The following is a 23,931-nucleotide window of genomic DNA, read 5'->3' as shown; positions in this document are numbered from 1 at the left end:
CGCACTGATTATTTTGATTTGGTGGAGGCAACAACCTGAATGGCATAGGGCGACCGCTGCGTACGGGACAAGAGTTTATTGGCCTCCGCATCGTTCTTAAACTGCTCTTTTTTCGGGTCCCAATACAGTTTCCGATCCAGTTTCATGGCCGCGTGGTGAAGCAGACAGGCCGAACACGACCGGTGACCCACCTCGGCGGGGGCAATGGGCTCCTTGCGGCTGACGATACTTTCCAGCCAGTTGCCGTGGTGTTCTTTGCTAACCGGCAAATGAATCTCATTCGGGCCGATCACCGACTCCAGAATCTTCGGATCGCTGGCATCCAGGGCTTTGGCGGCTTTCTGTTTGGCAATGGGATCGCTGGCGGTAACGGAGGAGTCGCCCCGTGACACAAAAATCCAGCCGTCGGTGCCTTCAAACTTGATTCCGTTGGGCAACTCGTTGCTGACCACCATCCGGACGCCGTTTTCGTACAAGGCTTCGGTGCGGAAAATACCGTGTACATCCCACAGCCCTTTCTTCGGAAAATCGGCTTTCCCCCAGATTTCTACCGGCCCGGTATATTCAGTATTCATCGCCCAGTGGGAACAGTCGATGTGGTGCGAGCCCCAGCCGGTGATCATACCCGCGCCGAACTGTTCGCAGCGCAACCAGCCCGGACGGTCGTAATCTTTCTGCGGATGCACCCGTTTTTCGGTATAATACACCTCGGGCGTTGTGCCGAGCCACATGTCGTAATTGAGGTTTTTCGGGATCGGCATTTCCGGTTCTTCATCGCCGGAAGGGTCGCCGGGCAAGCCGACGGAGACGGTTTTCAGTTGACCAATCCGCCCGTTGCGAACGAGTTCGGCCGCAAACCGGAACTGGTGCGACGACCGCTGCTGGCTTCCCACCTGCATAATCCGCCCCGTCCGTTTGACCGCATCGGCCATCAACCGGCCTTCCGAAATGGTCAGCGACGCCGGTTTTTGCATGTAGACATCTTTCCCGGCATTAACGGCGTGAACCACCATCGGCGCGTGCCAGTGATCGGGCGTACTGATCAAAACCGCATCGATGTCCTTATTGGCCAGCAACTCGCGGTAGTCGCCATAACCCCGCACACCATCGTACGATTTACCGGTTTTCTTGGCATAGACGCCATTGACGAGTTGTTTCCCTTCTTCGACCCGCTTGCTGTCTACGTCGCAAACGGCCATGATCAGGGCGTTGTCATATTGCCAGACACCCGGCATGTCGTGCGTCCGCGAAATGCGGCCAACGCCAATCGCGCCGACGTTGATGCGGTTGCTGGGGGCATTTTTACCAAATACCGAGGCCGGTACGATGGTTGGAAAACCGCTGACGAGCGCGGTTGTTGCGAGGGCTCCTTTGGTGGTCAGGTCGAGAAATTTTCTCCGGGAGACCACTGATTTTTTTTCCGGTGCCATAGTTAGCAAGGTTTGAAGAGGCTTTTTTAGTAGAAACCTACAGCCCCCAACCCCCTAAAGGGGGCCAAATGTTCGTCATTTTGCAGCCCCCTTTAGGGGGTTGGGGGTATATCTGTAACCATAAGCGACGACGCACCGATTTTTACTATTCATTTTACGACGAAGGTGCCGGTATTGTCAGTACCAGTTCGCGTTTCCGGAAAAGAATCCTCCACTCAAGGCACCGTTTTTTCCACTTAACCAAATTATTTTCCACCGTAGGCGGGTTCCGTTTTACCTTGCGGCAGTAAACGTAACAACACACCTGATGAATCTGAATGTAAACTTAGTCCCCTCCGCGTTGGGGCTCGTGATTGGCCTGGCCATTCTGGCTGCCGGTGGACCCGACTACGGGGTCGTTCGAACCAAAAAACCGGGTAATGTGGTACCGGCGGTTCAAAAAGCGAATGGGAAGACGATGTCTCAAAAAAAACCGGGTCGCCCGGCGGTAGACTGCCGTACGGCGTATGTTGGAAAACAGACCCAGGGAGGGCATCTGGAGTGGCCCATTGAAAGCTACAAATAAAGCGGATGTCGACCTGATTATCAATTTCATACCGCCGAATCCGATCCGGTTTTTAACCGTTATTCTGCAAAGAGCGAAACCGGTTGATGCCTTTGGACGGATTAAATAAGCGGTCTCCCGGATTGGCTTTGTGTTGCTGCTTGTGCACCAGCGACCGGCTTAAAAAGCCTTCGCTCGCGGGTGTATGTTCCAGCAATACGGTAACTTTTTTGTTCAGGTGTTCAATTTGAAGCTGTAAATCAGCCAGTTGTTTTTCTATGTTTTTCATGGTGTAAATGCGTAGGGTGTGTGAATCAACAATTAATTTAGTACAATTACAAGACTTTAACGATACATTTTCAGTTCACTACTAATCTTCTACACAATACTACAATATTCTGATCAAAAGAGTTTTACAGAATTTATTTCTTAACAAAGGTTTATTCTATCGTCACGCTACATCACCGAATAATACAACAATTGGTAAAATTTTCAAATTTATACTTTCAATAGTCATACGGCAAGATTTGGCGGTTTCGGTCGTCGTCTTTGCGACTCATTCAGTATCTTTCGGAGCCTTACACGCCCAACATGAAGAAACTGTACACCGTAGCCGTTGCCTTGCTGGCTTCTATCCTTTCATTTGCCCAAAAACCCAAAGACACCTGGGACGTTGCCACACCCAGAGGACCCGCCAAAGAAGTCAGCCTAACGACCACCGAAGGCACTTGGATGAACCTCGACGTGAGTCCGGACGGCCGCGAAATCGTGTTCGATCTTCTGGGCGATCTTTACACGCTACCCATCACCGGCGGCACCGCGAAGCTTCTGTCCGGCGGTTTGCCCCTGGAAGTTCAACCCCGCTACAGCCCCGACGGCCAACGGATTTCGTTCACCAGCGACCGCGCCGGGGGCGATAACATCTGGACGATGAACCGCGACGGCTCCGGGTTGCGCCAGATCACGAACGAAGACTTTCGATTGCTGAACAACGCCGTCTGGACGCCCGACGGCCAGTATCTCGTGGCCCGCAAGCACTTTACGAGTCGCCGTTCATTGGGGGCGGGTGAACTCTGGCTCTATCATGCCGGGGGCGCAACCGCCGGTTTGCAGTTGACCAAACGGAAAAATGACCAGCAGGATGCCGGAGAACCCTGCGTTTCGCCCGACGGGCGGTACGTCTATTTCAGTGAAGACGTGAGTCCGGGGCCGATTTTTCAGTACAACAAAGATCCCAACGGCCAGATTTACACCATCAAACGGTTTGACCGGCAGACGGGCGACATCAAGAATATTGTGACCGGCCCCGGTGGTGCGACCCGCCCGCAGGTTTCGCCCGACGGACAGCAACTGGCGTTTGTCCGGCGGGTTCGGACGAAAACTGTGCTGTATATCCACGACCTGAAAACCGGGGAGGAATTTCCGGTCTTCGATCAGCTCAACAAAGACCAGCAGGAAGCCTGGGCGATTATGGGCCTTTATCCCAACTATGACTGGCTGCCCGACGGAAAGGAACTCGTGATCTGGGCCAAAGGCAAGCTGTTTCGGGTGACTATTCAATCGGCCAAAGCCGTTGAAATCCCGTTCACGGTGAACGCCAAACTGACGGTTCAGGATGCGGTGCGCTTTCCGCAGACGGTTTTTTCGCCCACGTTCGATTCCAAAATGATCCGCCACGCCCGGACCTCGCCCGACGAAAAAACGCTGGTTTTTCACGCAGCGGGTTATCTCTACCTGAAAAAACTGCCCAACGGCCAGCCCGAACGGTTGACCAAAGAAACCGCCAGTTTTGAATACGAACCCAGTTTTAGCCCCGACGGCAAATTCCTGCTCTACACCACCTGGAACGATTCGTTGACGGGCAGCATCCGCAAACTGAACCTCCATTCCCGCAAAACCGAGACGCTGACCCGCGAAAAAGGCTTTTACAACACGCCGGTTTTCTCGCCCGATGGCTCCCAAATTGTGTATCGCAAAGGAACCGGAAACGGTTTTATGGGCTTTGCATACGGCAAAGAACCGGGTTTGTACGTCATGCCGGGCAACGGCGGTGCGGCCCGATTCATTCGGGAAAACGGCGATGAACCGCTGTTCAACCCCACCGGCGACCGGATTTTCTTCGTAGAAGATGGGGCGACGAAAGCCTTCAAAAGCGTTACGCTCAACAATGCCGACGAGCAAACGCATTTTACCTCGCAGTATGCCACCCGGTTTGTGCCGAGCCCCGACAACCGCTGGATTGCGTTTCAGGAGCTTTTTCAGCTCTACATCGCGCCCTTCCCGATGAGCGGAAAAGCCGCCGATCTCTCGGGTGGAACGAAAGCTTTCCCCATTTATAAAGTAACCCGCGACGCCGGTGATTACCTGCACTGGTCGAACGACAGCCAGAAACTGCACTGGACCATTGGGCCGGACTATTTCACCCGATCCATTCAGAACAGTTTTGCCTTTGTGGAAGGTGCCCCCGAAAAACTGCCCGCCATCGACAGCACCGGAATACCGATCGGCCTGAAGCTGACGACCGACGTCCCAAAAGGCATCGTGGCATTTAAAGGAGCTACTATTCTGACGATGAAAGACGATGCGGTGATTGAAAATGGCGTGCTGGTGGTGCAGGACAACAAGATTCTGGCGGTCGGCCCGGCCAGCTCGGTCACGATTCCAGCGGGTGCCAAAATCATCGACGCCACGGGCAAAACCATCATGCCCGGTTTAATCGACTCCCACGCCCACATCGGCACCGGCGACGGCAAATCGCCCCAGCAACAGTGGTCGTATTTTACAAACCTGGCCTATGGCGTGACGACGGTTCATGATCCGTCGTCGAATACCGAGATGGTTTTCAGCCAGTCGGAAATGGTAAAAACCGGCCGGATGCTCGGACCCCGGGTGTATTCGACCGGAACGATTATTTACGGTGCCGACGGCGATTTCAAAGCCGTGGTCAACAGCCTGGACGACGCCCGTTCGCACCTGCGCCGGATGAAAGCCGTCGGTGCATTTTCCGTTAAAAGTTACAACCAGCCCCGCCGGAACCAACGCCAGCAGATCATTCAGGCCGCCCGCGAACTGGGCATGATGGTGGTGCCCGAGGGCGGTTCGTTCTTTAACCACAACCTGACGATGGTCATGGACGGCCACACGACGGTGGAGCACAATCTGCCGGTCGATCCGATTTACAAGGATGTTGTGTCGTTGTGGAGTAACAGCAAAACCGGTTATACACCGACCTTGATCGTGAGTTTTGGGAGTGTTTCCGGCGAATATTACTGGTACCAGAAAATGAATGTCTGGGAACAGGAACGCTTGCTGCGGTTTACGCCCCGCGCCGTGATCGACAGCCGGTCGCGTCGGCGGACGATGTTGCCCGATGAAGAATTCGGTCACATTGGTAACTCGCAAACCGCCAAACAACTCACGGATGCGGGGGTGAGCGTTCACCTCGGTGCCCACGGGCAGTTGCAGGGACTGGGTGCGCACTGGGAACTCTGGATGCTCGGCCAGGGCGGCATTTCGAATTTGCAGGCGCTGAAACAGGCCACGATTGGCCCGGCCAGAAACCTGGGATTAGACAAAGAAATTGGTTCGCTGGAAGCTGGAAAACTGGCGGATTTGCTGGTGCTCGATAAAAACCCATTGCAGGACCTGCGCAACAGCCAGTTCATTCAGTATGTGATGATCAACGGACGGCTATTCGATGCCGCCACAATGAATGAAACCGGGAATTACACCCGGACGCGCGGCAAGTTTTTCTGGGAAAACAACCGATCCAACGACGCCTTCGACTGGCACGCCGAAACGCAGAGCTTCGGACACATTCACTGCGTGTGTCAGGGGTTGCATTGACCCATGTATTTTTGCCGTATAATATATTAGTCTGGCAATCCGTTTCTTATTCGGCGGTGAAAACCACCGAACTAAAAATATTTCAATAAATTGCAGCCACAAAATAAGCCTGAAAAATCGATCTGTATGAAAAAAGCCCTCCTGCTCCTGTTGATGGGAACTACGCTGTTCGTAAGTTGTAGCAAAGATGACGACGACACCCCGGCGGTTAAAACCAAATCTGAAATGTTGGTCCGCACCTGGGAAGTGCAAACTGGTTCTATCGGTTTAGGCACTGCAACGCCAATAACGGGATACACCAAAGGTGGTGGTGCAGCCAATCTTGTTGATATGAGCAAGTTCAAGCTTGAATTTAAAACGGGTGGAGACTTCGTACAAACCAGTCTGGACGGAACGTCTTCATCGGGCAAATGGGCTTTGACGGACAATGACACTAAATTATCACTCACGACGACCCAAATTCCAACACCGGATGTCTGGAACATAACGACCCTTACCGAGACGAATTTTGACATTGCCCGTCAAATCGCCGGAAACTCAACCGCTCCGGGTGATTTGTACTGGAAAAACCTGATTGACACCTTTGGAAAACCGCTGGGAATTACCTCAGCCGCCGGGGCATCCATTGCGGTAAAAACCATTCCGGTGAAATAATAGAGTTTAAAATACTACCATTAGACAGCCCCGGAATTTTCATTCCGGGGCTGTCTCGGTTTAAAAACCATTCCATTATTAGCCTTAACTTGGAAACTTACTCTTAACGCAAAATCACCACGGTTCCCCGCAGCAAAGGCGCATCCGGCTTGTAACGGATTGTATATACGTAAGCCCCTGGTGGCACCAGATCACCTTTCAGCTTGCCGTCGAAGGGATGCGCATAGCCGTCGGCCGATTGGTAAATCACCTCACCCCAGCGGTTGAAAACCGCTACTTCTACGGCCGGGAACGCTTCCACACCTTTTAATTCCCAGACATCATTCTGGCCGTCGGCGTTGGGTGTGAACGCGCCCGGCACCCAGATTCGCTCATAGACCGTCACCACCGCCGTTCCTTCGGCCTGACAGCCTGTCGCGTTTTCAACCTTTAACGTATAAACAATATCGTCTTCGATGGCGACCACCCGCGCATTGGCTTCAGTCGGATCAACCAGGTAGGTGGGTGGTGACCACTCAAATTTCACCGGATCACCGGTCAGAACCGGGCTGATGGTCAGCGAAGTACCCAGCGATGTGATCATTTCTTCCGGTAACAGAATCGTCGGAATGGGAGCTACCACGGCAGTTTGCTGCGCCACGGCCGCCGGACATTCCGGCGCAAAGTTGACCGAATATGTCAGCACGTGGTTGCCGATCCCGGCGGCTTTCGCATCGTATTGCGTTCCCGACACGCCCGGCCCGGCGAAAGTCCCTCCTGCCGGTGTTCCCGTCAGAGAATAAACCGGGCCTTCGGTACCGCAAACCGGCGGAACGGCGTCCATCGTAACGGTGATAGCGGGAATCTGCGCAACTGCGAAGGGATCTGATGTCGCTTTGCAACCATTATCCGCTGTTACTTCTACGACATACGTTCCGGCAGTTTGCACCGGTAAAACCGGATCGGTGACCGTTGCCACCGGCTGACCATCCCGTTGCCAGGCAAAGCTGACTCCACCGACGCCTTCCAGCGGTAACGTAGCACCTGGGCAAATCCGGTTTTGCGATGAACGGATAACCGCCTGCACGGCGGGTGCGCGGGTAATCGAAAGGGCACCGGTATTGTAGATACAGCCGTACTGCGTCTGGGTTAACACAGCCCGGTATTCTCCCGGCTGATTGACAGTCAGGGCATTATCGGCGGAAGGCGTTGTTAGCAATTTCCCGTCCCGAAACCATTGGTAAGCCATGTCGTCCCCTCCCAAAACCCGCAGGACGACGGAACCGTCCGTGGCGCACAACTGCCCGGTTACATTGAGATCCGAGGTGAGATCCACCACCTTGAGTGTTACATTCTGGGAACCGCTGGCCTTGCCGCACTGGGTTTTCATGGAAACAAAAACCGAATAGGCACCCGGTTCGCTAACCTGAAGTTTAGTGCCGGTGGCATCGGGCAGATTCAGTCCGTCGCGTCGCCACTGGTAATTCCAGTCCGGGTTGACGGTCGTCTGGAGTTCCAGCGTTTTTCCTTTGCAGATCGTAAATTCGGTGTTGGCCGGCAAACCGGTGGCCCATACCGTTGGGTTAGGGGCTGTAACCGGGGGACAGTCGATCACCAGAAACTGGAAGTCGCGCCGAACCTCCCCTATTTTTACGCCGTTGCGGTATTCTTCTACTTTAACCGCAAAAACGAACAAACCCAGTTGATTGGGCGTCACCGACAATTGCCCGCTCCGGGGATCGACCGCCAGCGTCGGACTGCCGGGAATGGCACTGTTGGCGCTAAAACCGCTCAGCCATTGGACATCCGGATACGGCCCGGCGGTGGCTTCCTGGTTGCGGCCCGTTCCAATTCTGTTGAGGGGCGTCACCATCGAATACCGCAGTTCATCGCCGTCGGGGTCGGTGCCGCCAAAGGCAAACGAAAAAGACTCGTTGATACAGAGGTACTCTCCGTTGATGGGATTGAAGCGGGGGGACGAGTTGTTGAAATACTGACCGCTTTTTTGCACGGCCGGAAATTCGAGGTAAAAGGTAAAACCCGTTTGCACGGGGTTGTTGATGTTGTTGATCCCGGCGTTGCGGTTTTGGGTCTGGAACGACATGTAATAGCCGCCGGCGTCACTGTAAAGGGCTGGATCGAGCTGAATGTCAGCCCCGAACGTGGCGGCAATTACCCGCTGGTTTTGGGAAGTAGCACAGGCCTCATTCGTAAAGACCACGCGTTCCCGTTGAGCGGTTTCCGATACGGTGAATACCAGCATCCGGGCGTTGTCGCGCAGTCGGAAAATCCCGATCTGCCCCCCGGTGGTTTGGGCCGCCCGGTTATTGTCTTCGAGGTAATTGATTACCGTGATTTGAAAGTGTCCCGGCACATCGCCAATGGCCCGCATTTCGATCTGCCCTCCGACCTGGTGGGTAGCCAAAACCGGAAAGGCAAAGCCCAGCAGCAGAAGCCAGAGCAAAGCTCGGTTAAAAACGGGAAGCATGGGTCAGACAGTAGAAATGGGCGATACGAACGTATTTTTTAAAAAACCATTCAGACTACTAAAGTTACTCTTTTTTAAATATCGTAACTTAAAATAAATACCGCAAAATCAAGGCATGAAGGGAGGTGGACCGCCCGGCAGTCGTTCAATACGGTTCTTTACCTGTAGATACGCGGGAATGCTTCTGCTCGTTGCAGGTGTTACCAAATTTTGTTAAAGGGTTGATTTTCCCCGAAGCCTGGGTCTATTTCCGCAAATCCCGGTATCCAATCAACTGAATGCCTTTGGCCTTGATGAGCGCTTTGACTTTAGGGCTGGTCCAGGCGTCGGTGACACCCTGACGGTCGACGGCCACCTGCTCGTATCCAATGTGGTGAATGGCCCGGAGTTCCGGCGTGTCGAGACCGGGATGGTCGACAAACAGGTAGGTTTTGCCGGGTTCCAGGCTTTCGAGCATTTTGGAAAAGCTCTCAATTTTCTCTTCCGAGGTCGCGTGGGCGCCCAGGTAACCGACGCCTGTCACGCCCCAATCCTGCATGTTCCGATCCAGGATCAGGAGGTTGTATTCTTTCGCCAGCTTCAGAATCAGGGCTTTCACGTCGTCGCCCATGCCGGTGCAACCCATGTGACCCGAAACGTGGCTGATGCGGGGAATCTTTTTCAGGCCCATTTCAATCTGCGCCCGAAACTCTTTTTCAACGTCCTCCAGTTTCCAGTCGTTCTCGACCAGTGCGCGTTTGGGGTAGTTTTTGTTCGGATAAATCATCGGATAGAAATACCCGTCGGCATCGCGCAGACTGGGGCAGGCCGAAACCGGTCGCCACTTTACATTGTCCCACTCGCTGGTCAGGGCCAGGTGAATGCCCACGTCGATGTCCGGTATTTCTTTCAGCATCTCGACGGCTTCGGGAAACCAGGGCGAGGGTACAATCACTTCGATGGACGACTCGATGCCTTCTTTATAGCATTTCACCAACGCTTCGTTGCCCGAATGCGAATACCCCATGTCGTCTCCCCGAACAATCAGCCGGGGCGGTTGGGGTTGGGCAAACACCAGCTGAATACTGAGTAGTAAAAATCCGGGCAGGAACAGGCGGTTTATTTTCATCGGTCTGGGGCTGAACTCTATAAAGCCGGATTGCCGTCGTATTTACTGCTCAACCCCTTTGTCATTCTCTACGAGACAATACACCCGGTATACTTTGAAAATTTATATAAAATAAAGAATATAAAAAATATATTTTAAGCTAAAAATATTTATATGGACAAAAATCAAATACACAACTTTATAATACCAATAAATTCAATTTTTACAATAATAATTTTAATTATTTATTAAACTTTAGAATATTATTTGGCAATTACTCAATCATTCAGTTACATTAGATTTTTAAAATAATTCTTATTAATCTAAATTTTACCATTATTATTTAACTATGTTTTTCCTAAAACTAGTTTTTTTTCCTTGCTCATCCCTCGATTTCAATACTTACCGATTTTCTAATTTTTAAGCCTTAAAATAAAAATAGTTCTATTTCACTTCATTAATTTCCCATTCTCTATGAAAAGAGTATCTACCTCATGTTATGTGCTGTTTGCTATGCTGCTCAGTTTGGCCAGCTATGCACAGGACCTTACCCTGAAAGGACGGGTGACCTCCAAAAAGGATGGCGGGGGCCTTCCGGGCGCCAACGTATTGATCAAAGGCACCGACCGCGGAAGTACCACGAATGCGAATGGTGAGTTTACGCTGAACGCCCCCGCCAATGCAACGGTCATTGTCTCTTTTATCGGTTTTAAACCCATCGAAGTGGCCATCGGCAGCAAAACCTCCATTGATGTGGCACTGGAAGAAGACGCGGCACTGCTCGGCGAAATTGTCGTAACGGCCCTTGGTATCACCCGCGAAAAGAAAGCTCTGGGCTATTCAGTTCAGGAGGTAAGCGGCAAACAACTCACCCAGGCGCGGGAGACGAACCTCGTCAACGCCCTGTCCGGCAAAGTAGCCGGGGTGCAGGTGACCAACTCCAACGGCGCACCCGGTGCCTCCTCGCGGATGGTGATCCGGGGAGCCAGTTCCATCGGCAGCAACAACCAGCCTTTGTTCGTGGTCGACGGTGTTCCCATCGACAACGGCAACTACGGTTCTTCGACGGCGGTGGACTACGGCAACGGTGCCGGTTCGCTCAACCCGGATGATATTGAGTCGGTTAGCGTCCTGAAAGGTCCCAGCGCGGCCGCCTTGTACGGTTCTCGCGGAGCCAACGGCGTGGTGCTGATCACGCTGAAAAGCGGTAAAGGAGGCCGGGGCATCGGCGTTTCGGTCAACTCCAATACGGCTTTCGACAGCCCGTTCCGACTGCCGGAATGGCAAAATGAATACGGACAGGGTGGTAAAGGCCTGTTCTCGTACGTCGATGGGCGGGGTGGTGGCGTCAACGACGGCGTCGATGAAAGCTGGGGACCCAAACTGGACGGCCGGTTGTTGCCGCAGTTCGACTCGCCCATCGGTGCCGATGGCAAACGGACGCCCACGCCCTGGGTAGCACACCCGGACAATGTCAACCAGTTTTTTGAAACCGGCCGGACGCTGACCAACAACGTTTCCGTGACGGGCGCCAGTGAAAAAGGCGATTTCCGGCTCTCGTTCACCGACCTGAATCAAACCGGCATTCTGCCCAATACCGACTACAAACGGCGGACGGTTTCGCTGAATGCGGGCTGGAATCTAACCAAAAAACTGAGCATTCGCGCCACCGGAAACTACGTGAAAGACGGCAGCGACAACCGCACCAACTGGGGCCTGTATTTCATCTGGTTCGGGCGGCAGGTCGATATGGAAAAACTGAAACAGTATCAGGCTCCGGGCAGTATTTACCAGAACAACTGGAACTACAATTACTGGACCAACCCCTATTACCAGCTCAACGTCAGCGCCCGCGAAAACGAGCGCGACCGCCTGTTTGGCAACCTGGCCGCTACCTACAAATTCACGCCCTGGCTGACCCTGACGGCCCGCACGGGAACGGATTTCTACGAGGACCGCCGGAAAACGAAGAATGCTGCCCGGACCTCCAACCTGTTCGACAGCTACAATGAAGAGCAGATTTACGTGCAGGAATCGAACTCCGACTTCCTGCTGAACGCCACGCATAAATTCGGCGAATTCGATGTAACGGCCAACATCGGCGGAAACCACCGCAAAAATTTCTACCAGCGCAACTACATGGGTGCTACGGAGTTAGCTATCCCGCGTGTCTGGAACATGGGGAACTCCCGCCAGCGGCCGGTAACGGAAAATTCCTACAACCAACGCGTCATCAACAGTGCCTACGCGTCGGCCAACGTTGGTTTCCGGAATTACCTGTTCGTGGATTTGACCGCCCGAAACGACTGGTCGAGCACGTTGCCATCGAATAACCGCTCGTATTTCTACCCCTCGGCCGCCGTCAGTGCGGTTTTGACCGATATGTTCAATGTGAACTCGCCGGTGCTGTCGTTTGCCAAAATCCGGGGCGGTATTGCCCGCGTCGGGAACGATACCGAGCCGTTTAACCTGCTGCAAACCTACGCCTACGCCAACGCCTGGGGCAGCACGCCTTCACTGGCCGAAAGCAACGCCATGCTGAACGCCAATCTGAAACCGGAAATCACGAATTCGTACGAAATTGGGGCGGAAGTGAAACTCTGGAACAACCGCGTGGGCGTCGATGTGACGTATTACAACAAACAGTCGTTCAACCAGATTTTGAACGTCAACATCTCCAACGCAACCGGTTTCTCCTCCAAGCTGCTGAACGCAGGACGGTTGGAAAACAAAGGGATCGAACTGCAACTGTCGGCCACGCCGGTCAAAACCGGTGCTTTTCAGTGGGATGTTGTCCTGAACTGGGCCCGCAACCGCAACAAGGTACTGGAACTGGCGGAAGGGCTGACGACGTATACGCTGAACCCGACGACCAACATCCGCGGCATGGGCGTTGAAGCACGCATCGGTCAGCCGTACGGCACATTTTTCGGACAAGGCTTCCTGCGCGACCCGAACGGCAACATCGTTTACAGTGGCGGAGTGCCCCAAATCGACCCGGTTCGCCGGATTCTGGGCAACTTTACCCCGAAATGGATTGGCGGCATCCAGAACACCTTTACCTATAAAGCGCTTTCGCTGAGCACACTGATCGACATCAAGCAGGGTGGCGACATCTTCTCGCAATCGATCAACATTGGTCGCTACACCGGGGTGCTGAAAGAAACGACTTTCGGTCGGGAAGACGGCATCATCGGCGAGGGCGTTAAAAACATCGGAACTGCGGCCGAACCCAACTACGTGCCGAACGATGTGCGGGTTTCGTCGGAAGAGTGGCACCACAAATACTACTCGCTGACCAACAACGAAGGCACCATTTTCGACGGCAGTTTCGTCAAACTGCGGGAAGTCCGGTTGAGCTACGTCCTCGCCGGTCAGGTGTTCAAGCGGCTGCCTTTCCGGGACATCTCGTTCTCGATCGTGGGCCGGAACCTGGCGTTGCTGCACAGCAAAGTACCGCACATCGATCCGGAAACCAGCTTTTACAACGACGGAAACCTGCAGGGCATCGAAAACGGTCAGATTCCCACCACCCGCTCCGTTGGCTTCAACATCGGCTTCAACCTGTAATCAGTTTACGGGTTTCAGTATACGGGATACGGTTGGCTGACGCGTCCTTATTCGTGCGGCAGCCTACCGAAAACTGAAAACTGAAAACCCCAAACCAACATATCATGAAACGCAACACTTTTTCATTCCGCTATAAAGCCGCTGTGGCCGCGCTCTTTTTGAGCATGTCGTCCTGCACGGAGAATTTTGATGAACTCAACACCAATCCCAACAACCCGACGGTAGCCTCCGCCGACCTCTTTATGCCCCATGGTATTCAGAGCGCGGTCGATGTATATTGGGGTGGTTCGCTGGGGCAGGACATTGGCTCCGGCATTTCGCAGCACTGGGCCCGGATTCAGTATACCGACGTCGATCAATACACGATTTCGAACGACATCATTAGCAATAGCTGGCGGGATTTTTACATCGAATCCCTGGCTGATTACCAGCGTATTTATAAGATAGGGGCCGAAACCGGCAACACGAATTACCAGGCCGTGGCCGTTATTCTGCGCTCCTGGGTGTTCTCGTTGCTGACGGATATTTACGGCGACATTCCCTACAAAGAAGCGATCATGGGATTGGAAGGCTCGCTTCAACCGAAATACGACGCCCAGAAAGACGTCTACGCCGGTTTGGTGGCCGAACTGAAAGCAGCCAGTGACCTGATCGACGTGACCGACAAAAGCAAGGCCATTGCGGGTGACATTCTGCTCGCCGGTGACCTGACCAAGTGGAAGAAGTTTGCCAACTCGCTCAGCCTGCGCCTGCTCAACCGGATGTTGAGCAAAACCGACGCGCCCATCGACGTGAAAGCCGAAATCACCCGGATTCTGAGCGATCCCGCCAAATACCCGGTCTTGGCTTCCAACGCCGATAATATTCAGTTGAACTACCTGGCGGCTGTTCCCAACAACAATCCAATCAACGAAAACCGCAAAACCCGCGATGACCACCGCATCAGCGCAACCATCGTCAACAAAATGCTGGCATTGAGCGATGCACGGTTGGCGGTGTATGCCGACCGACCCGCCGACGGGGGCGAATACAAAGGAGTTCCGAACGGCTTATCGGCTTCGGATGCCAATGCCCTGGGTTTGTCGAAAACCTCGAAAGTCGGGACGTATTTCACCAGCGCAACGGCACCGGGTGTCATCCTGAGCTACGCCGAACTGCTGTTTATCAAAGCGGAATTTGCCTACAAAGGCATCACCGCAGCCGGTACGGCGGCCACGCTCTACAACAGCGCCATCACGGCATCGCACGATCAGTATAAACTCACAGTTTCACCGGCTTACCTGACGGCCAATGCCCTGAAAGACGGCGCTGTGGGCTACACCCAGTTGATGGAACAGAAGTGGATCGCGCTCTACGGTCAGGGCCTGGAAGCCTGGTCGGAATACCGCCGGACGGGCATCCCGACGCTGACGGCACCCGCATTGAACACCAACAACGGGGTGGTTCCCACCCGCTTACCCTATCCCGGCTCGGAGGAATCGCTGAACTTCACCAATTTCAATGCCGCGCTGAAAAGTCAGGGAGGACAAAACGACAAGAAACTTAAACTCTGGTTTGCGAAATGAAAAACTGGCTCTTCCCAACCCTCCTCGCCTGTCTGGCAACCGGCGTGCTGCCCGCATCGGCCACCGACGATGACAAAGCCCTGCTGAAAAAAGCGAAGAAAATCCACGAAAAAGCGTTTACCGTGGACACACACGCCGACACGCCCATGCTGCTGTCACGCGGGGGATTCGATGTCACGAAGGAAAACGACGCCCGCACAACCAACAGCAAAGTGGATTATCCGCGCATGAAAAAAGGCGGTTTGGATGCTATTTTCTGGGCGGTTTATCTCGGACAGGGACCGCGCACGCCGGAAGGCCACGAAGCGGCCAAACAGAAAGCCCTCGGCATCTTCGATGCGGTTCATGCGACGCTCAAAAGCACGGCTTCGGAAGCGGAACTGGCGACGACACCCCAGGATGCCCTCCGAATCGGAAAAACCGGGAAGCGCGTCATTTTTATCGGCGTGGAAAACGGCTATCCGATGGGGCATGATGTGTCGATGCTGAAGAAGTTTTATGACCTCGGCGCTCGCTACATGACGCTTTGCCATTCGAGCAACAATGACATCTGCGACTCCTCAACCGATCCGAAAGGAGCCGAATACCAGGGCCTTAGCCCGTTGGGTGAGCAGGTTGTTGCGGAGATGAACCGACTCGGCATGATGATCGACGTTTCGCACGTTTCCGACTCCACGTTTTACGATGTCGTCCGGCTGTCGAAAGTCCCCATCATTGCCTCCCACTCGGGTGCCAAAGCCGTTTGCGATCATCCCCGCAACCTGACCGACGACATGCTGAAAGCCCTGGCGAAAAACGGGGGCGTGGTGCAGTTGAACCTCTTGAGCGATTACGTAAAAACCATTCCGCCCAGTCCCGAGCGGGAAGCAGCCCAGAAAGCCATGCTGGAAAAATGGGGCGTCAAAGACCGCCGGTCGATGATGGGTGCCATGAGCAAGCTATCGGAGGAGGATCAGAAGAAAATTCGCGCTGATTTCATGGAACTCAACCAAAAATACCCGGTGCAACTCGCCACGGTGAAAGATGCCGTCGATCACATCGACCACATTGTGAAGCTGATCGGCATCGACCACGTGGGCATGGGAGCTGACTTCGACGGCGGTGGCGCCCTGGCCGACTGTTTCGATGTCAGCCAGTACGAAAACTTCACGGTCGAGTTTGTGCGTCGCGGGTATTCCAAAAAAGACATCGAGAAAATCTGGAGCGGCAATTTCTTCCGGGTCATGAAAGCCGTTGAGAAAAGTGCCCCGACCGAAATGATCGGGAAATAAAGCCGTCTTCTCTTTGGAACAAACCGTCTTTCTTAACCTAAACATCCGAAATGCCCCGCTGCAAAGTGGGGCATTTTTTATGGCGCATTCGCCCGAAATGTCCGCAATTTTGGTTAAGCTTGCCGAACCACAACGTCCTTTCGGCATGAAAAAACTCCTTAGCCTTCTACCCGCTCTTCTGTTGCACGCCACCGTTTGGGCGCAGCAGGGAACTGTCGAATACAAAATGACCATGTCGCAGGGCGCTCAGTCCCGAACGACTACCAGCACGATGTATTTTTCCAACGGCAACGTCCGGACCGACATCAACATTCCGTTGCCGGGCGCAGCGAAACCGATGAAACAGACGATTCTGATGTTGGCGAAAACGCCCAACGTGACCTACATGCTGAACGAGTCGAGCAAGACGTACACGGAAAACCGCCCCAGTCCGTCGAAAAACACCCCGGCAATGAAGGCCACGGTCAAGGTGGTCGGAAAAGAGAAAATTCAGAATCTGAACTGCACCCACGCGCTGGTCACATTTGAAAAAGGGTCAATGGAAATCTGGACCAGCAAAGATATTCCGGGGTACGAAAAACTGCTGTCGTACTGGCGTTCCAACCAGGACTTTGGTGGAGAGAATCTCTATACCGAACTGAAAAAGAGCGGTGCCGACGGTTTTTTCGTACGCATGAAAAACGCGGGGATGACCATGGATCTGATTCAGTATGACACCAAACCGGTGGCGGCTTCGCTGTTCGACATTCCGAAAGACTACAAAAAAGGGGCGGCATTCGACCCGGCAGGCTTCCAGAACATGACCCCGGCCCAACGGCAAAAAATGATCGAAGCGTTCAAAAAACAACCAAAGCCATGATGACCCCGGAAAAACCAGGACGACGCGAATTTGTCGACACGCTCGCCAAAGCATCACTACTATTGACCCTTCCGGGCAGTATGCCCACAGCCGCCTTTTGGCAACCCGCCGAACCCGTTACTGTGGGTCAGGTCATGGAGTTGATTCTGAAAACCATTCCGAACGCCCCGTTTCCGAAAACCGTCGACACGCTGAAATCCGGCACCGCCGATCAGAAGGTGACCGGTATCGTTTCCACAATGTTTGCCACCATGGACGTCATCGAGCAAACCGCCCGGCTGGGAGCCAATTTCATCATCGTTCACGAGCCGACCTTCTACAACCACGCCGACGAAACCGACTGGCTGGACAAAGACGAGGTGTTCAAACGGAAACACGATCTGCTGGCAAAACACGGCATTGCCGTCTGGCGATTTCACGACTACTGGCATTCGCACCGCCCCGACGGCATCCGGATGGGTGTGGTGACAGCCCTCGGCTGGGAGAAGTATATGGATGCCGGCAACCCGCGGATGATCACGCTCCCCGCCCCCCTGCCGTTGAAACAGATTATAGCCCATGCCAAAGAGAAACTGGGCATCGCGATGATGCGGGTGGTGGGCGATCCGGCGCAGTCGTGTCGGCGGATTTTGCTCATGCCGGGTGCTTCGGGTGGCCGAAGCCACATCCTGGCGATTCAGCAGGACAAACCGGATGTGATTCTGTGCGGGGAAATCAGCGAGTGGGAAACCGCCGAATACGTCCGGGATGCGCGCCAGCAGGGCCAGAAAATTTCCCTCGGTATTTTGGGGCACATCATGAGCGAAGCGCCGGGAATGCAGTGGCTGGTGCCGTGGCTGCAACCGAAACTACCCGGAATGAAGATCACGTACATCGATTCCAAAAATCCGTTTACGTATTTATGAACGGAATGTAAAATAATAACGGTTCATTTTGCCAGACCAGGTGAAAGATCCGGCGCAACGCCTATGGTATATTGAGCAATCGTTACACGGAAGGTGGGGTCGAAATGTGCTGCGCCATATAGATGCTTTCTTTTTCAGGTCTACAAAACCGAACTAGTTTTTATAAATAAAATGCGTTAAAATTGCACGAATTTAGCAGATCTATGCATCGAAAGACAAACAGCGAAAAACGGACGGAAGAGGATTTGCTTCTCTGGACGGCTTTGCGCGCCAGTGACCGCAACGCACTGGGAAAACTGTTCGATGCCTATGTGCGCGAATTGCTGACGTATGGCTACCGTTTTTGCCAGGATATGGCCTTGACGAAAGACGCCGTTCAGGATGTGTTTGTCGATCTTTGGGCTTACCGCGAAACGATTTCTCCAACCGTCGAAGTCCGGTTTTATCTGTATAGCTGCCTGCGAAGAACCCTGCTCAAACAGTTGAAAGACCGACGGCATTTGTCCTCCGATTGGGCCGAAGTCGAAATGTCCGGTCAGGCTGAGTCCTCCGCCGAAACCCAGTGGATGGAGTCGGAAACGGGAGACCTGCAACAGGCCCGGATTTCCAACGGGCTACAGACCTTATCGAATCGGGAATACGAGGTCGTTTCGCTGAAATACTACACCGGCCTGAAGATCCGCCAGATCGCCACGCTGCTTGACCTAAAGGAACAAACCGTTGCCAATACCCTGCAAAATGCCCTGCTCAAGCTGCGCAAGCACCTCGTCCATCTTCTCTTTTTGTACCTGCTGGTTTAATTTATTTTCGAAAATTATGACTTCTGCTTTGGTAGTAAACTGAAAATAGGCTCTCTGTACTTAAAATAGGATAACTATTTCCTGACTAAGTATCAATGAGCGACTATTTGCAGTATACATCGGAGGAATTTGCAACGGACGACTTTTTCATCCATTGGGTTCTGTCGACCGACCTGGAAGCCGAAACTTTCTGGCAAAACTGGCTGGAGGTTTATCCCTTCAAGCGCAACGATGTCGAAATCGCCCGCCAACTGGTTTTGGTTGCCAACCACCTACCGGTACCCGCCGTTCCCGAATCAGAAATCGCGGTGTTAAAACAGTCGGTCTTTGACCGCATCGAGGCCGATGAACCTACCCAAACCGTTATTCGTCCCCTGTTTTTCAAATGGTATTGGGCAGCCGCCCTTGTGGCCGGTTTAGTCAGCTTGGGAGGCTGGTACTTTATGACGCAGGAACGCGAAAGTAAAGCCGGATACACCCAACTGGTGAAGCAGGCTACCGAAAAATACGATCTGGTCGAAGTGGATAACCAGACCAAACCAACCCGCTTGATTGTTCTGCCAGATGGAAGTTCCGTCTTACTGAAAAAAGGCAGCAAACTCTCCTATCCGGCGTATTTCAGCCGGAACGTCCGGGAAATTTACCTGTCGGGCGAAGCGTTCTTCGAAATTGCCAAAGATCCCAATCGTCCTCTCTACGTATTTGCCAACGAAATCGTTACGAAGGTACTGGGGACAAGCTTTAACGTAATAGCATTTCCCAACGACAAACGTATACAGGTTACCGTTAAAACCGGAAAAGTGTCCGTGTATGAAGCCAAAAGCCCGGAAGCCGCCCAACAGGCCCAAACCCCTCAACTGGAAGGGCTAATTCTGAACCCCGGACAAGAGGTGGTTTTTTCCAAAGACGCCAATCCGATGGAAACCCGGCTGGTGAAGCATACCGTGACTCCGGTTGCTTCTCCGCAGTCCGGAACCATTCAGGAAATGGTTTTTGAATACGATGAAACACCGGTCAGCCAGATTTTTAGCCAACTGGAAAAGACGTATAACATCCGGATTGCTTACGACCATGCCCTTCTTGGAAATTGCCCGGTGACGGCCTCCCTCACGGATGAACCGCTGTACGAAAAACTGAAACTGACGTGCCGGGCCATTCGGGCACAATATGAGATCGTGAACGGCGAAGTCGTTGTAACCGGAAAAGGCTGCAACTAACCCAGCCATCCTAAACCCTTATTCCTAAACCCTTATTCTTAAATCTTTATGAAGTAGCGTGCCGCATCGAAGAAGGGCGTTGAAAGTGCCGTTTCAACGCCCTGATAAATCCCAACTCATCGTGCCGGATGAGCCGGATTTGTATTGTCAAAATGTCTAGATTTTAACAATCAAAAGTATGAAGAAGAAACTACAACTTCAGCATTGGTGTACCAAAATGCTCAAACTAACCCTGTACCAACTCCTCCTGCTGGGACTGTTCATCAACCTCGCTTCGGCCCATATCACCCGGGCGCAGAACGTGCTGGATCAGGTCGTGAGCCTGAAAATTGTTGACCGGAAGTTTAAGGACGTTCTGCAACTGCTGGAAAAACAAACGACGGTGAAATTCGTCTACAGTTCCCGGGTGATCGATATCAACCAGCCTGTGACGCTGATCGTGACGAACAGCACCATGCAGGAAACGTTGGAAAAACTGTTCCGGCCGCTGCGGATTAAATACGAGTTATCGGGCCGACAGATTATTTTGGACCGCATTGAAACCGGTTCTTCGCCTGAAAATACGGCTCCCCTTGAGAAAAAACAGACGGATAATACCGTTACCGGAAAGGTAACTGATGAAAAGGGCGATGGCCTGCCTGGCGTCAGCGTGCTGGTGAAAAACACCACCCAGGGCACGGTGACCGACGCCAGTGGGCAGTTCCGAATCCAGGTTCCCAACCCATCGGCCACGCTGGTTTTCTCGTTTCTGGGTTACGAAACCAGGGAGGTTATCGCGGGCAATCAAACCACAGTGACAGTTCAGCTCGTGCCCGGCTCCCGGTCGTTGAATGAAGTGGTGGTAGTCGGTTACGGTACCCAGACGAAGCGGGAAGTAACAAGTGCCATTTCCAAAGTCAATACCAAAGAATTGAACGAGTTGCCGGTGGCTGAAGTCGGGCAGGCCTTGCAGGGCCGCGTGCCGGGGCTGACCGTCACCAACGTCAGTTCGCCGGGAACCTCCCCCAATATCCGCATTCGGGGGGTTAGTTCGGTGAGTTTTTCGACCGATCCGCTGTATGTGGTTGACGGTTTTCCAACGACGAATCTGGCGAGTTTCGATAACAAGGATGTAGAATCGGTGGAAGTCCTGAAAGACGCCAGTGCTGCGGCTATTTACGGGTCACGGGCCACCAACGGCGTGATTCTGCTGACCACCAAAAAAGGCCAGAAAGACAGCAAACTTCGGGTCAGCCTCGATTCGTACGCGGGCGTCGAATCGGCCTGGCGGCTGCTCGACCCGATGAATACCGGCCAACGTAACCGATTCATGGACAGCATGTATTCGGGCGATAACCTCGAAAATGCTCCGGCCCGACCAAGTCGGTATACGCCCACCGAAATGAACAAATACCCGTATCCAGGCGTGACGCAAACCTACGGCCAGACCAACACTAACTGGCAGGATTTGTACTTCAAAACCGGATTTCTGACGAACAACAATGTGTCGGTTTCAGGCGGGAGCAAAACATCGACGTTTTACAGCTCGGCAGGGTACATGAAACAGGACGGTATTCTCAAAGGCGTCGGTTTTGAGCGGTATAACTTTCGGGTCAATTCGACGCACGACTTAGGTTCCCGGTTTACGTTCGGGCAGAATCTGTTGGTGGCCTACACCTCGCAACTTTACAACAACGCCGACGGCCAGACCGGCGATCAGGGCACGCCCCTTTCGTTGCTGCAATTTGCGCTACCGCACTTGCCGGTTAAAGACCCGAACACCGGTATCTGGATCAAAGCCGGGGGCGACGCGATCGACGGGCACCCGTTTCCGAACCTGATTGCCGACATTGAAAACATTGTCTTCAAGCGGAAAACCGTCAAGATTTTAGGCAGCGCCTTTCTGGATGTGAAACTGCTGGAATCGCTGAAATTCCGGAGCACCTTCGGGGTAGACTACGCCAACGGGCTGGAAGACGGTATCGATCAGAGTTATATGGTCAACGACGGACAGAATATCTTCAAAACCAACGATGGGCTTTCCAGCATCACCAACAACCGGAACGCCTATTCGTCCCTCCTGTTTTCAGAACAACTGACCTACGACAAGACGTTTGCGTCGGCTCACCATCTGAACGCGGTCGTCGTTTTTGAAGGTCAAAAAACCAATATTCGCACCGAACTGATGACCGGAAAGCAATCGAACCCGGCCATTAAAACGCTCAATGGTGCTACGAATGTCAGCGCACTCAACACCATCGAGGAGAACATGCTGCTGTCGTATGTCGCCCGGGTCGGGTACGCGTACAAGGGGAAATACATCCTGAATGCCAGCATCCGGCGCGACGGTTCGTCGGTCTGGGCACCGCGCAACAAATACGCCAACTTCCCGGCGGCTTCCATCGGCTGGAACGTGGGTGACGAGCCTTTCTTCCGGAAAGCAGCGGTTTTCTCAGACCTGAAACTGCGGGCCAGTTACGGCGTCACGGGCCTGAATCCGTCGGCACTGAGCAACTATCCGTGGCAATCCCTGATTTACAATTCGTCGTATCCGTTCAACAACAACCCTGTTGTCAATACGGCTTTTTACAACAAACTGGCCAACCAGAACCTGGAGTGGGAAAAAACAAACCAGTTCAACGTCGGGATGGATGCCAGTTTATTCAACAACACGGTTTCGCTCACCGTCGAGTATTTCGACCGGGTGACCGACAACCTGATTCTGAAAGCGCCCACCCCGCCCTCGTTCGGCTACGTGCAGTTTACGGACGTCAACATCGGGAAAATGCAGAACAAAGGCTGGGAATTGCAATTGGGTTACCGCGCACCCCGCAAACGGGAATTTAGCTGGGGCATCAGCGGGAACATCAGCCGGGTACGCAACAAAGTCCTGCGGCTCGATTCGCCGAGCGGGGCCATATTCGGGGGCGATGGCAATTACTTCTCAAGCTGGGGCGTTCCCGTGACCCGAACCGTCGCGGGCGATCCGATTCAGTCGTTCTACGGCTGGGATTTGGACCGGATTTATCAGACTCAGGCTGAGGTCGATGCCGACAATGCGGCCGCCCGTTCGAAAACCGGCAATGCAACGGCCTATTACCAAAACCAGGCCACGGCCCCCGGCGATGTGCGGTTTCGCGACCTGAACGGTGACGGTTTTGTGGACGACAAAGATCGCAAAGTGATCGGTTCCTTCCTGCCCAACTTTACGTATGGAATGAACCTGACGACTTCCTACAAGCATTTCGACTTGTCGATTCTGTTTCAGGGGGTGCATGGGGGGGAAATCTACAGTGGGATTGGGGTGTATGCCGGGGCCTTCCGCTGGCCGTTGGGTGGGAGTCTTTCGGCCTACGAAAATGCGTGGACGAAAGAGAATCCGAGCACGACCAATCCGCGCATCAAGTGGAGCGACCCGAACGACAATTCCCGGGTATCGACTCGCTGGTTGCAGGATGCGTCGTACCTGCGGTTGAAAAACATCAACATCGGTTACGAATTACCGGCGGATATCCTCGCGGCCAAAACGAACGGAGCGATTTCGAAATTTCGGATCTACGTGGCCTCGCAGAATTTGCTCACGTTTACCGGCTACGACCTGGGCTACGACCCGGAAATCGGGATGAAGATCGGCAGTAACCGGGGTGCGGGTAACCTGACCAACGGCATTGACTACGGACAGTATCCGGCCGCTCGTTCCTTCTCCCTGGGGTTGCAAATCGGTTTTTAACTTCCAA

General features: G+C 53.4%; 15 protein-coding genes. 11 read left to right on the top strand and 4 right to left on the bottom strand.

From position 1 onward, the window contains the following. Positions 1–8: 8 nt before the first annotated feature. Positions 9–1,430 carry a Gfo/Idh/MocA family protein gene (locus ACS5NO_RS26280; protein WP_439417891.1) on the bottom strand — a complete coding sequence of 474 codons (1,422 nt, stop codon included), beginning with the start codon at positions 1,428–1,430 and terminating at the stop codon, positions 9–11. A gap of 307 nt (positions 1,431–1,737) precedes the next feature. Here ACS5NO_RS26280 and ACS5NO_RS26275 point away from each other — a divergent pair, with 307 nt between their 5' ends. Further along, on the top strand, positions 1,738–1,995 hold the full coding sequence (locus ACS5NO_RS26275; RefSeq protein ID WP_439417890.1) for a hypothetical protein: 258 nt from the start codon (positions 1,738–1,740) through the stop codon (positions 1,993–1,995). Between the two features lie 52 nt (positions 1,996–2,047). On the opposite strand, the gene ACS5NO_RS26270 is transcribed toward ACS5NO_RS26275, so the two are convergent. Then, a complete protein-coding gene (locus tag ACS5NO_RS26270; RefSeq protein WP_439417889.1) occupies positions 2,048–2,263 on the bottom strand; it encodes a hypothetical protein in 216 nt (71 codons plus the stop codon). Between the two features lie 302 nt (positions 2,264–2,565). On the opposite strand from ACS5NO_RS26270, the gene ACS5NO_RS26265 reads away from it, so the two are divergent. Then, positions 2,566–5,820, top strand: coding sequence for an amidohydrolase family protein (locus ACS5NO_RS26265; RefSeq protein WP_439417888.1), 3,255 nt, complete (start codon positions 2,566–2,568; stop codon positions 5,818–5,820). Between the two features lie 126 nt (positions 5,821–5,946). Continuing rightward, positions 5,947–6,474 (top strand): hypothetical protein, encoded by a 528-nt coding sequence (locus ACS5NO_RS26260; protein ID WP_439417887.1) that lies wholly within the window; start codon positions 5,947–5,949, stop codon positions 6,472–6,474. Positions 6,475–6,577: 103 nt separating this feature from the next. Here the strand turns inward: ACS5NO_RS26260 and ACS5NO_RS26255 are convergent, their stop codons facing one another. Continuing rightward, complete coding sequence (locus ACS5NO_RS26255) at positions 6,578–8,941, bottom strand: T9SS type B sorting domain-containing protein (protein ID WP_439417886.1); 2,364 nt, start codon at positions 8,939–8,941, stop codon at positions 6,578–6,580. A 244-nt stretch (positions 8,942–9,185) separates the two neighbouring features. Beyond that, positions 9,186–10,049, bottom strand: a complete 864-nt coding sequence (locus ACS5NO_RS26250) for a polysaccharide deacetylase family protein (RefSeq protein WP_439417885.1) — start codon at positions 10,047–10,049, stop codon at positions 9,186–9,188. Positions 10,050–10,502: 453 nt separating this feature from the next. On the opposite strand from ACS5NO_RS26250, the gene ACS5NO_RS26245 reads away from it, so the two are divergent. The 8 genes from ACS5NO_RS26245 to ACS5NO_RS26210 all read left to right on the top strand — a co-directional run bounded on the left by ACS5NO_RS26245 (position 10,503) and on the right by ACS5NO_RS26210 (position 23,924). Continuing rightward, the gene (locus ACS5NO_RS26245) at positions 10,503–13,598 is read left to right on the top strand and encodes a SusC/RagA family TonB-linked outer membrane protein (RefSeq protein ID WP_439417884.1); all 3,096 of its coding nucleotides are present in this window, start codon (positions 10,503–10,505) and stop codon (positions 13,596–13,598) included. 104 nt (positions 13,599–13,702) lie between these two features. Further along, positions 13,703–15,163, top strand: a complete 1,461-nt coding sequence (locus ACS5NO_RS26240; RefSeq protein WP_439417883.1) for a SusD/RagB family nutrient-binding outer membrane lipoprotein — start codon at positions 13,703–13,705, stop codon at positions 15,161–15,163. Beyond that, a complete protein-coding gene (locus ACS5NO_RS26235; protein ID WP_439417882.1) occupies positions 15,160–16,434 on the top strand; it encodes a dipeptidase in 1,275 nt (424 codons plus the stop codon). The genes ACS5NO_RS26240 and ACS5NO_RS26235 overlap by 4 nt, the downstream gene beginning before the upstream one ends. Positions 16,435–16,579: 145 nt before the next feature. Then, a complete protein-coding gene (locus tag ACS5NO_RS26230; RefSeq protein ID WP_439417881.1) occupies positions 16,580–17,293 on the top strand; it encodes a DUF4412 domain-containing protein in 714 nt (237 codons plus the stop codon). After that, entirely contained in the window at positions 17,290–18,198 is a 909-nt protein-coding gene (locus ACS5NO_RS26225) for a Nif3-like dinuclear metal center hexameric protein (protein WP_439417880.1), read from the top strand. The genes ACS5NO_RS26230 and ACS5NO_RS26225 overlap by 4 nt, the downstream gene beginning before the upstream one ends. Before the next feature lie 203 nt (positions 18,199–18,401). Beyond that, complete coding sequence (locus tag ACS5NO_RS26220; protein WP_439417879.1) at positions 18,402–18,998, top strand: RNA polymerase sigma factor; 597 nt, start codon at positions 18,402–18,404, stop codon at positions 18,996–18,998. A gap of 95 nt (positions 18,999–19,093) precedes the next feature. Beyond that, entirely contained in the window at positions 19,094–20,215 is a 1,122-nt protein-coding gene (locus ACS5NO_RS26215; RefSeq protein WP_439417878.1) for a FecR family protein, read from the top strand. Positions 20,216–20,393: 178 nt separating this feature from the next. Further along, complete coding sequence (locus ACS5NO_RS26210; RefSeq protein WP_439417877.1) at positions 20,394–23,924, top strand: TonB-dependent receptor; 3,531 nt, start codon at positions 20,394–20,396, stop codon at positions 23,922–23,924. The last annotated feature ends 7 nt before the right edge of the window (positions 23,925–23,931 follow it).

The sequence above is a fragment of the Larkinella fluvii genome (assembly GCF_051857545.1).
In the GTDB taxonomy this organism is placed as follows: domain Bacteria; phylum Bacteroidota; class Bacteroidia; order Cytophagales; family Spirosomataceae; genus Larkinella.
This window is presented reverse-complemented; position numbering and strand designations above follow the sequence as displayed.

Coding starts and splice junctions, on each gene's coding strand:
- ACS5NO_RS26280 (WP_439417891.1), bottom strand. CDS start 1,430: ATGGCACCGGAAAAAAAATCAGTGGTCTCCCGGAGAAAATTTCTCGAC.
- ACS5NO_RS26275 (WP_439417890.1), top strand. CDS start 1,738: ATGAATCTGAATGTAAACTTAGTCCCCTCCGCGTTGGGGCTCGTGATT.
- ACS5NO_RS26270 (WP_439417889.1), bottom strand. CDS start 2,263: ATGAAAAACATAGAAAAACAACTGGCTGATTTACAGCTTCAAATTGAA.
- ACS5NO_RS26265 (WP_439417888.1), top strand. CDS start 2,566: ATGAAGAAACTGTACACCGTAGCCGTTGCCTTGCTGGCTTCTATCCTT.
- ACS5NO_RS26260 (WP_439417887.1), top strand. CDS start 5,947: ATGAAAAAAGCCCTCCTGCTCCTGTTGATGGGAACTACGCTGTTCGTA.
- ACS5NO_RS26255 (WP_439417886.1), bottom strand. CDS start 8,941: ATGCTTCCCGTTTTTAACCGAGCTTTGCTCTGGCTTCTGCTGCTGGGC.
- ACS5NO_RS26250 (WP_439417885.1), bottom strand. CDS start 10,049: ATGAAAATAAACCGCCTGTTCCTGCCCGGATTTTTACTACTCAGTATT.
- ACS5NO_RS26245 (WP_439417884.1), top strand. CDS start 10,503: ATGAAAAGAGTATCTACCTCATGTTATGTGCTGTTTGCTATGCTGCTC.
- ACS5NO_RS26240 (WP_439417883.1), top strand. CDS start 13,703: ATGAAACGCAACACTTTTTCATTCCGCTATAAAGCCGCTGTGGCCGCG.
- ACS5NO_RS26235 (WP_439417882.1), top strand. CDS start 15,160: ATGAAAAACTGGCTCTTCCCAACCCTCCTCGCCTGTCTGGCAACCGGC.
- ACS5NO_RS26230 (WP_439417881.1), top strand. CDS start 16,580: ATGAAAAAACTCCTTAGCCTTCTACCCGCTCTTCTGTTGCACGCCACC.
- ACS5NO_RS26225 (WP_439417880.1), top strand. CDS start 17,290: ATGATGACCCCGGAAAAACCAGGACGACGCGAATTTGTCGACACGCTC.
- ACS5NO_RS26220 (WP_439417879.1), top strand. CDS start 18,402: ATGCATCGAAAGACAAACAGCGAAAAACGGACGGAAGAGGATTTGCTT.
- ACS5NO_RS26215 (WP_439417878.1), top strand. CDS start 19,094: ATGAGCGACTATTTGCAGTATACATCGGAGGAATTTGCAACGGACGAC.
- ACS5NO_RS26210 (WP_439417877.1), top strand. CDS start 20,394: ATGAAGAAGAAACTACAACTTCAGCATTGGTGTACCAAAATGCTCAAA.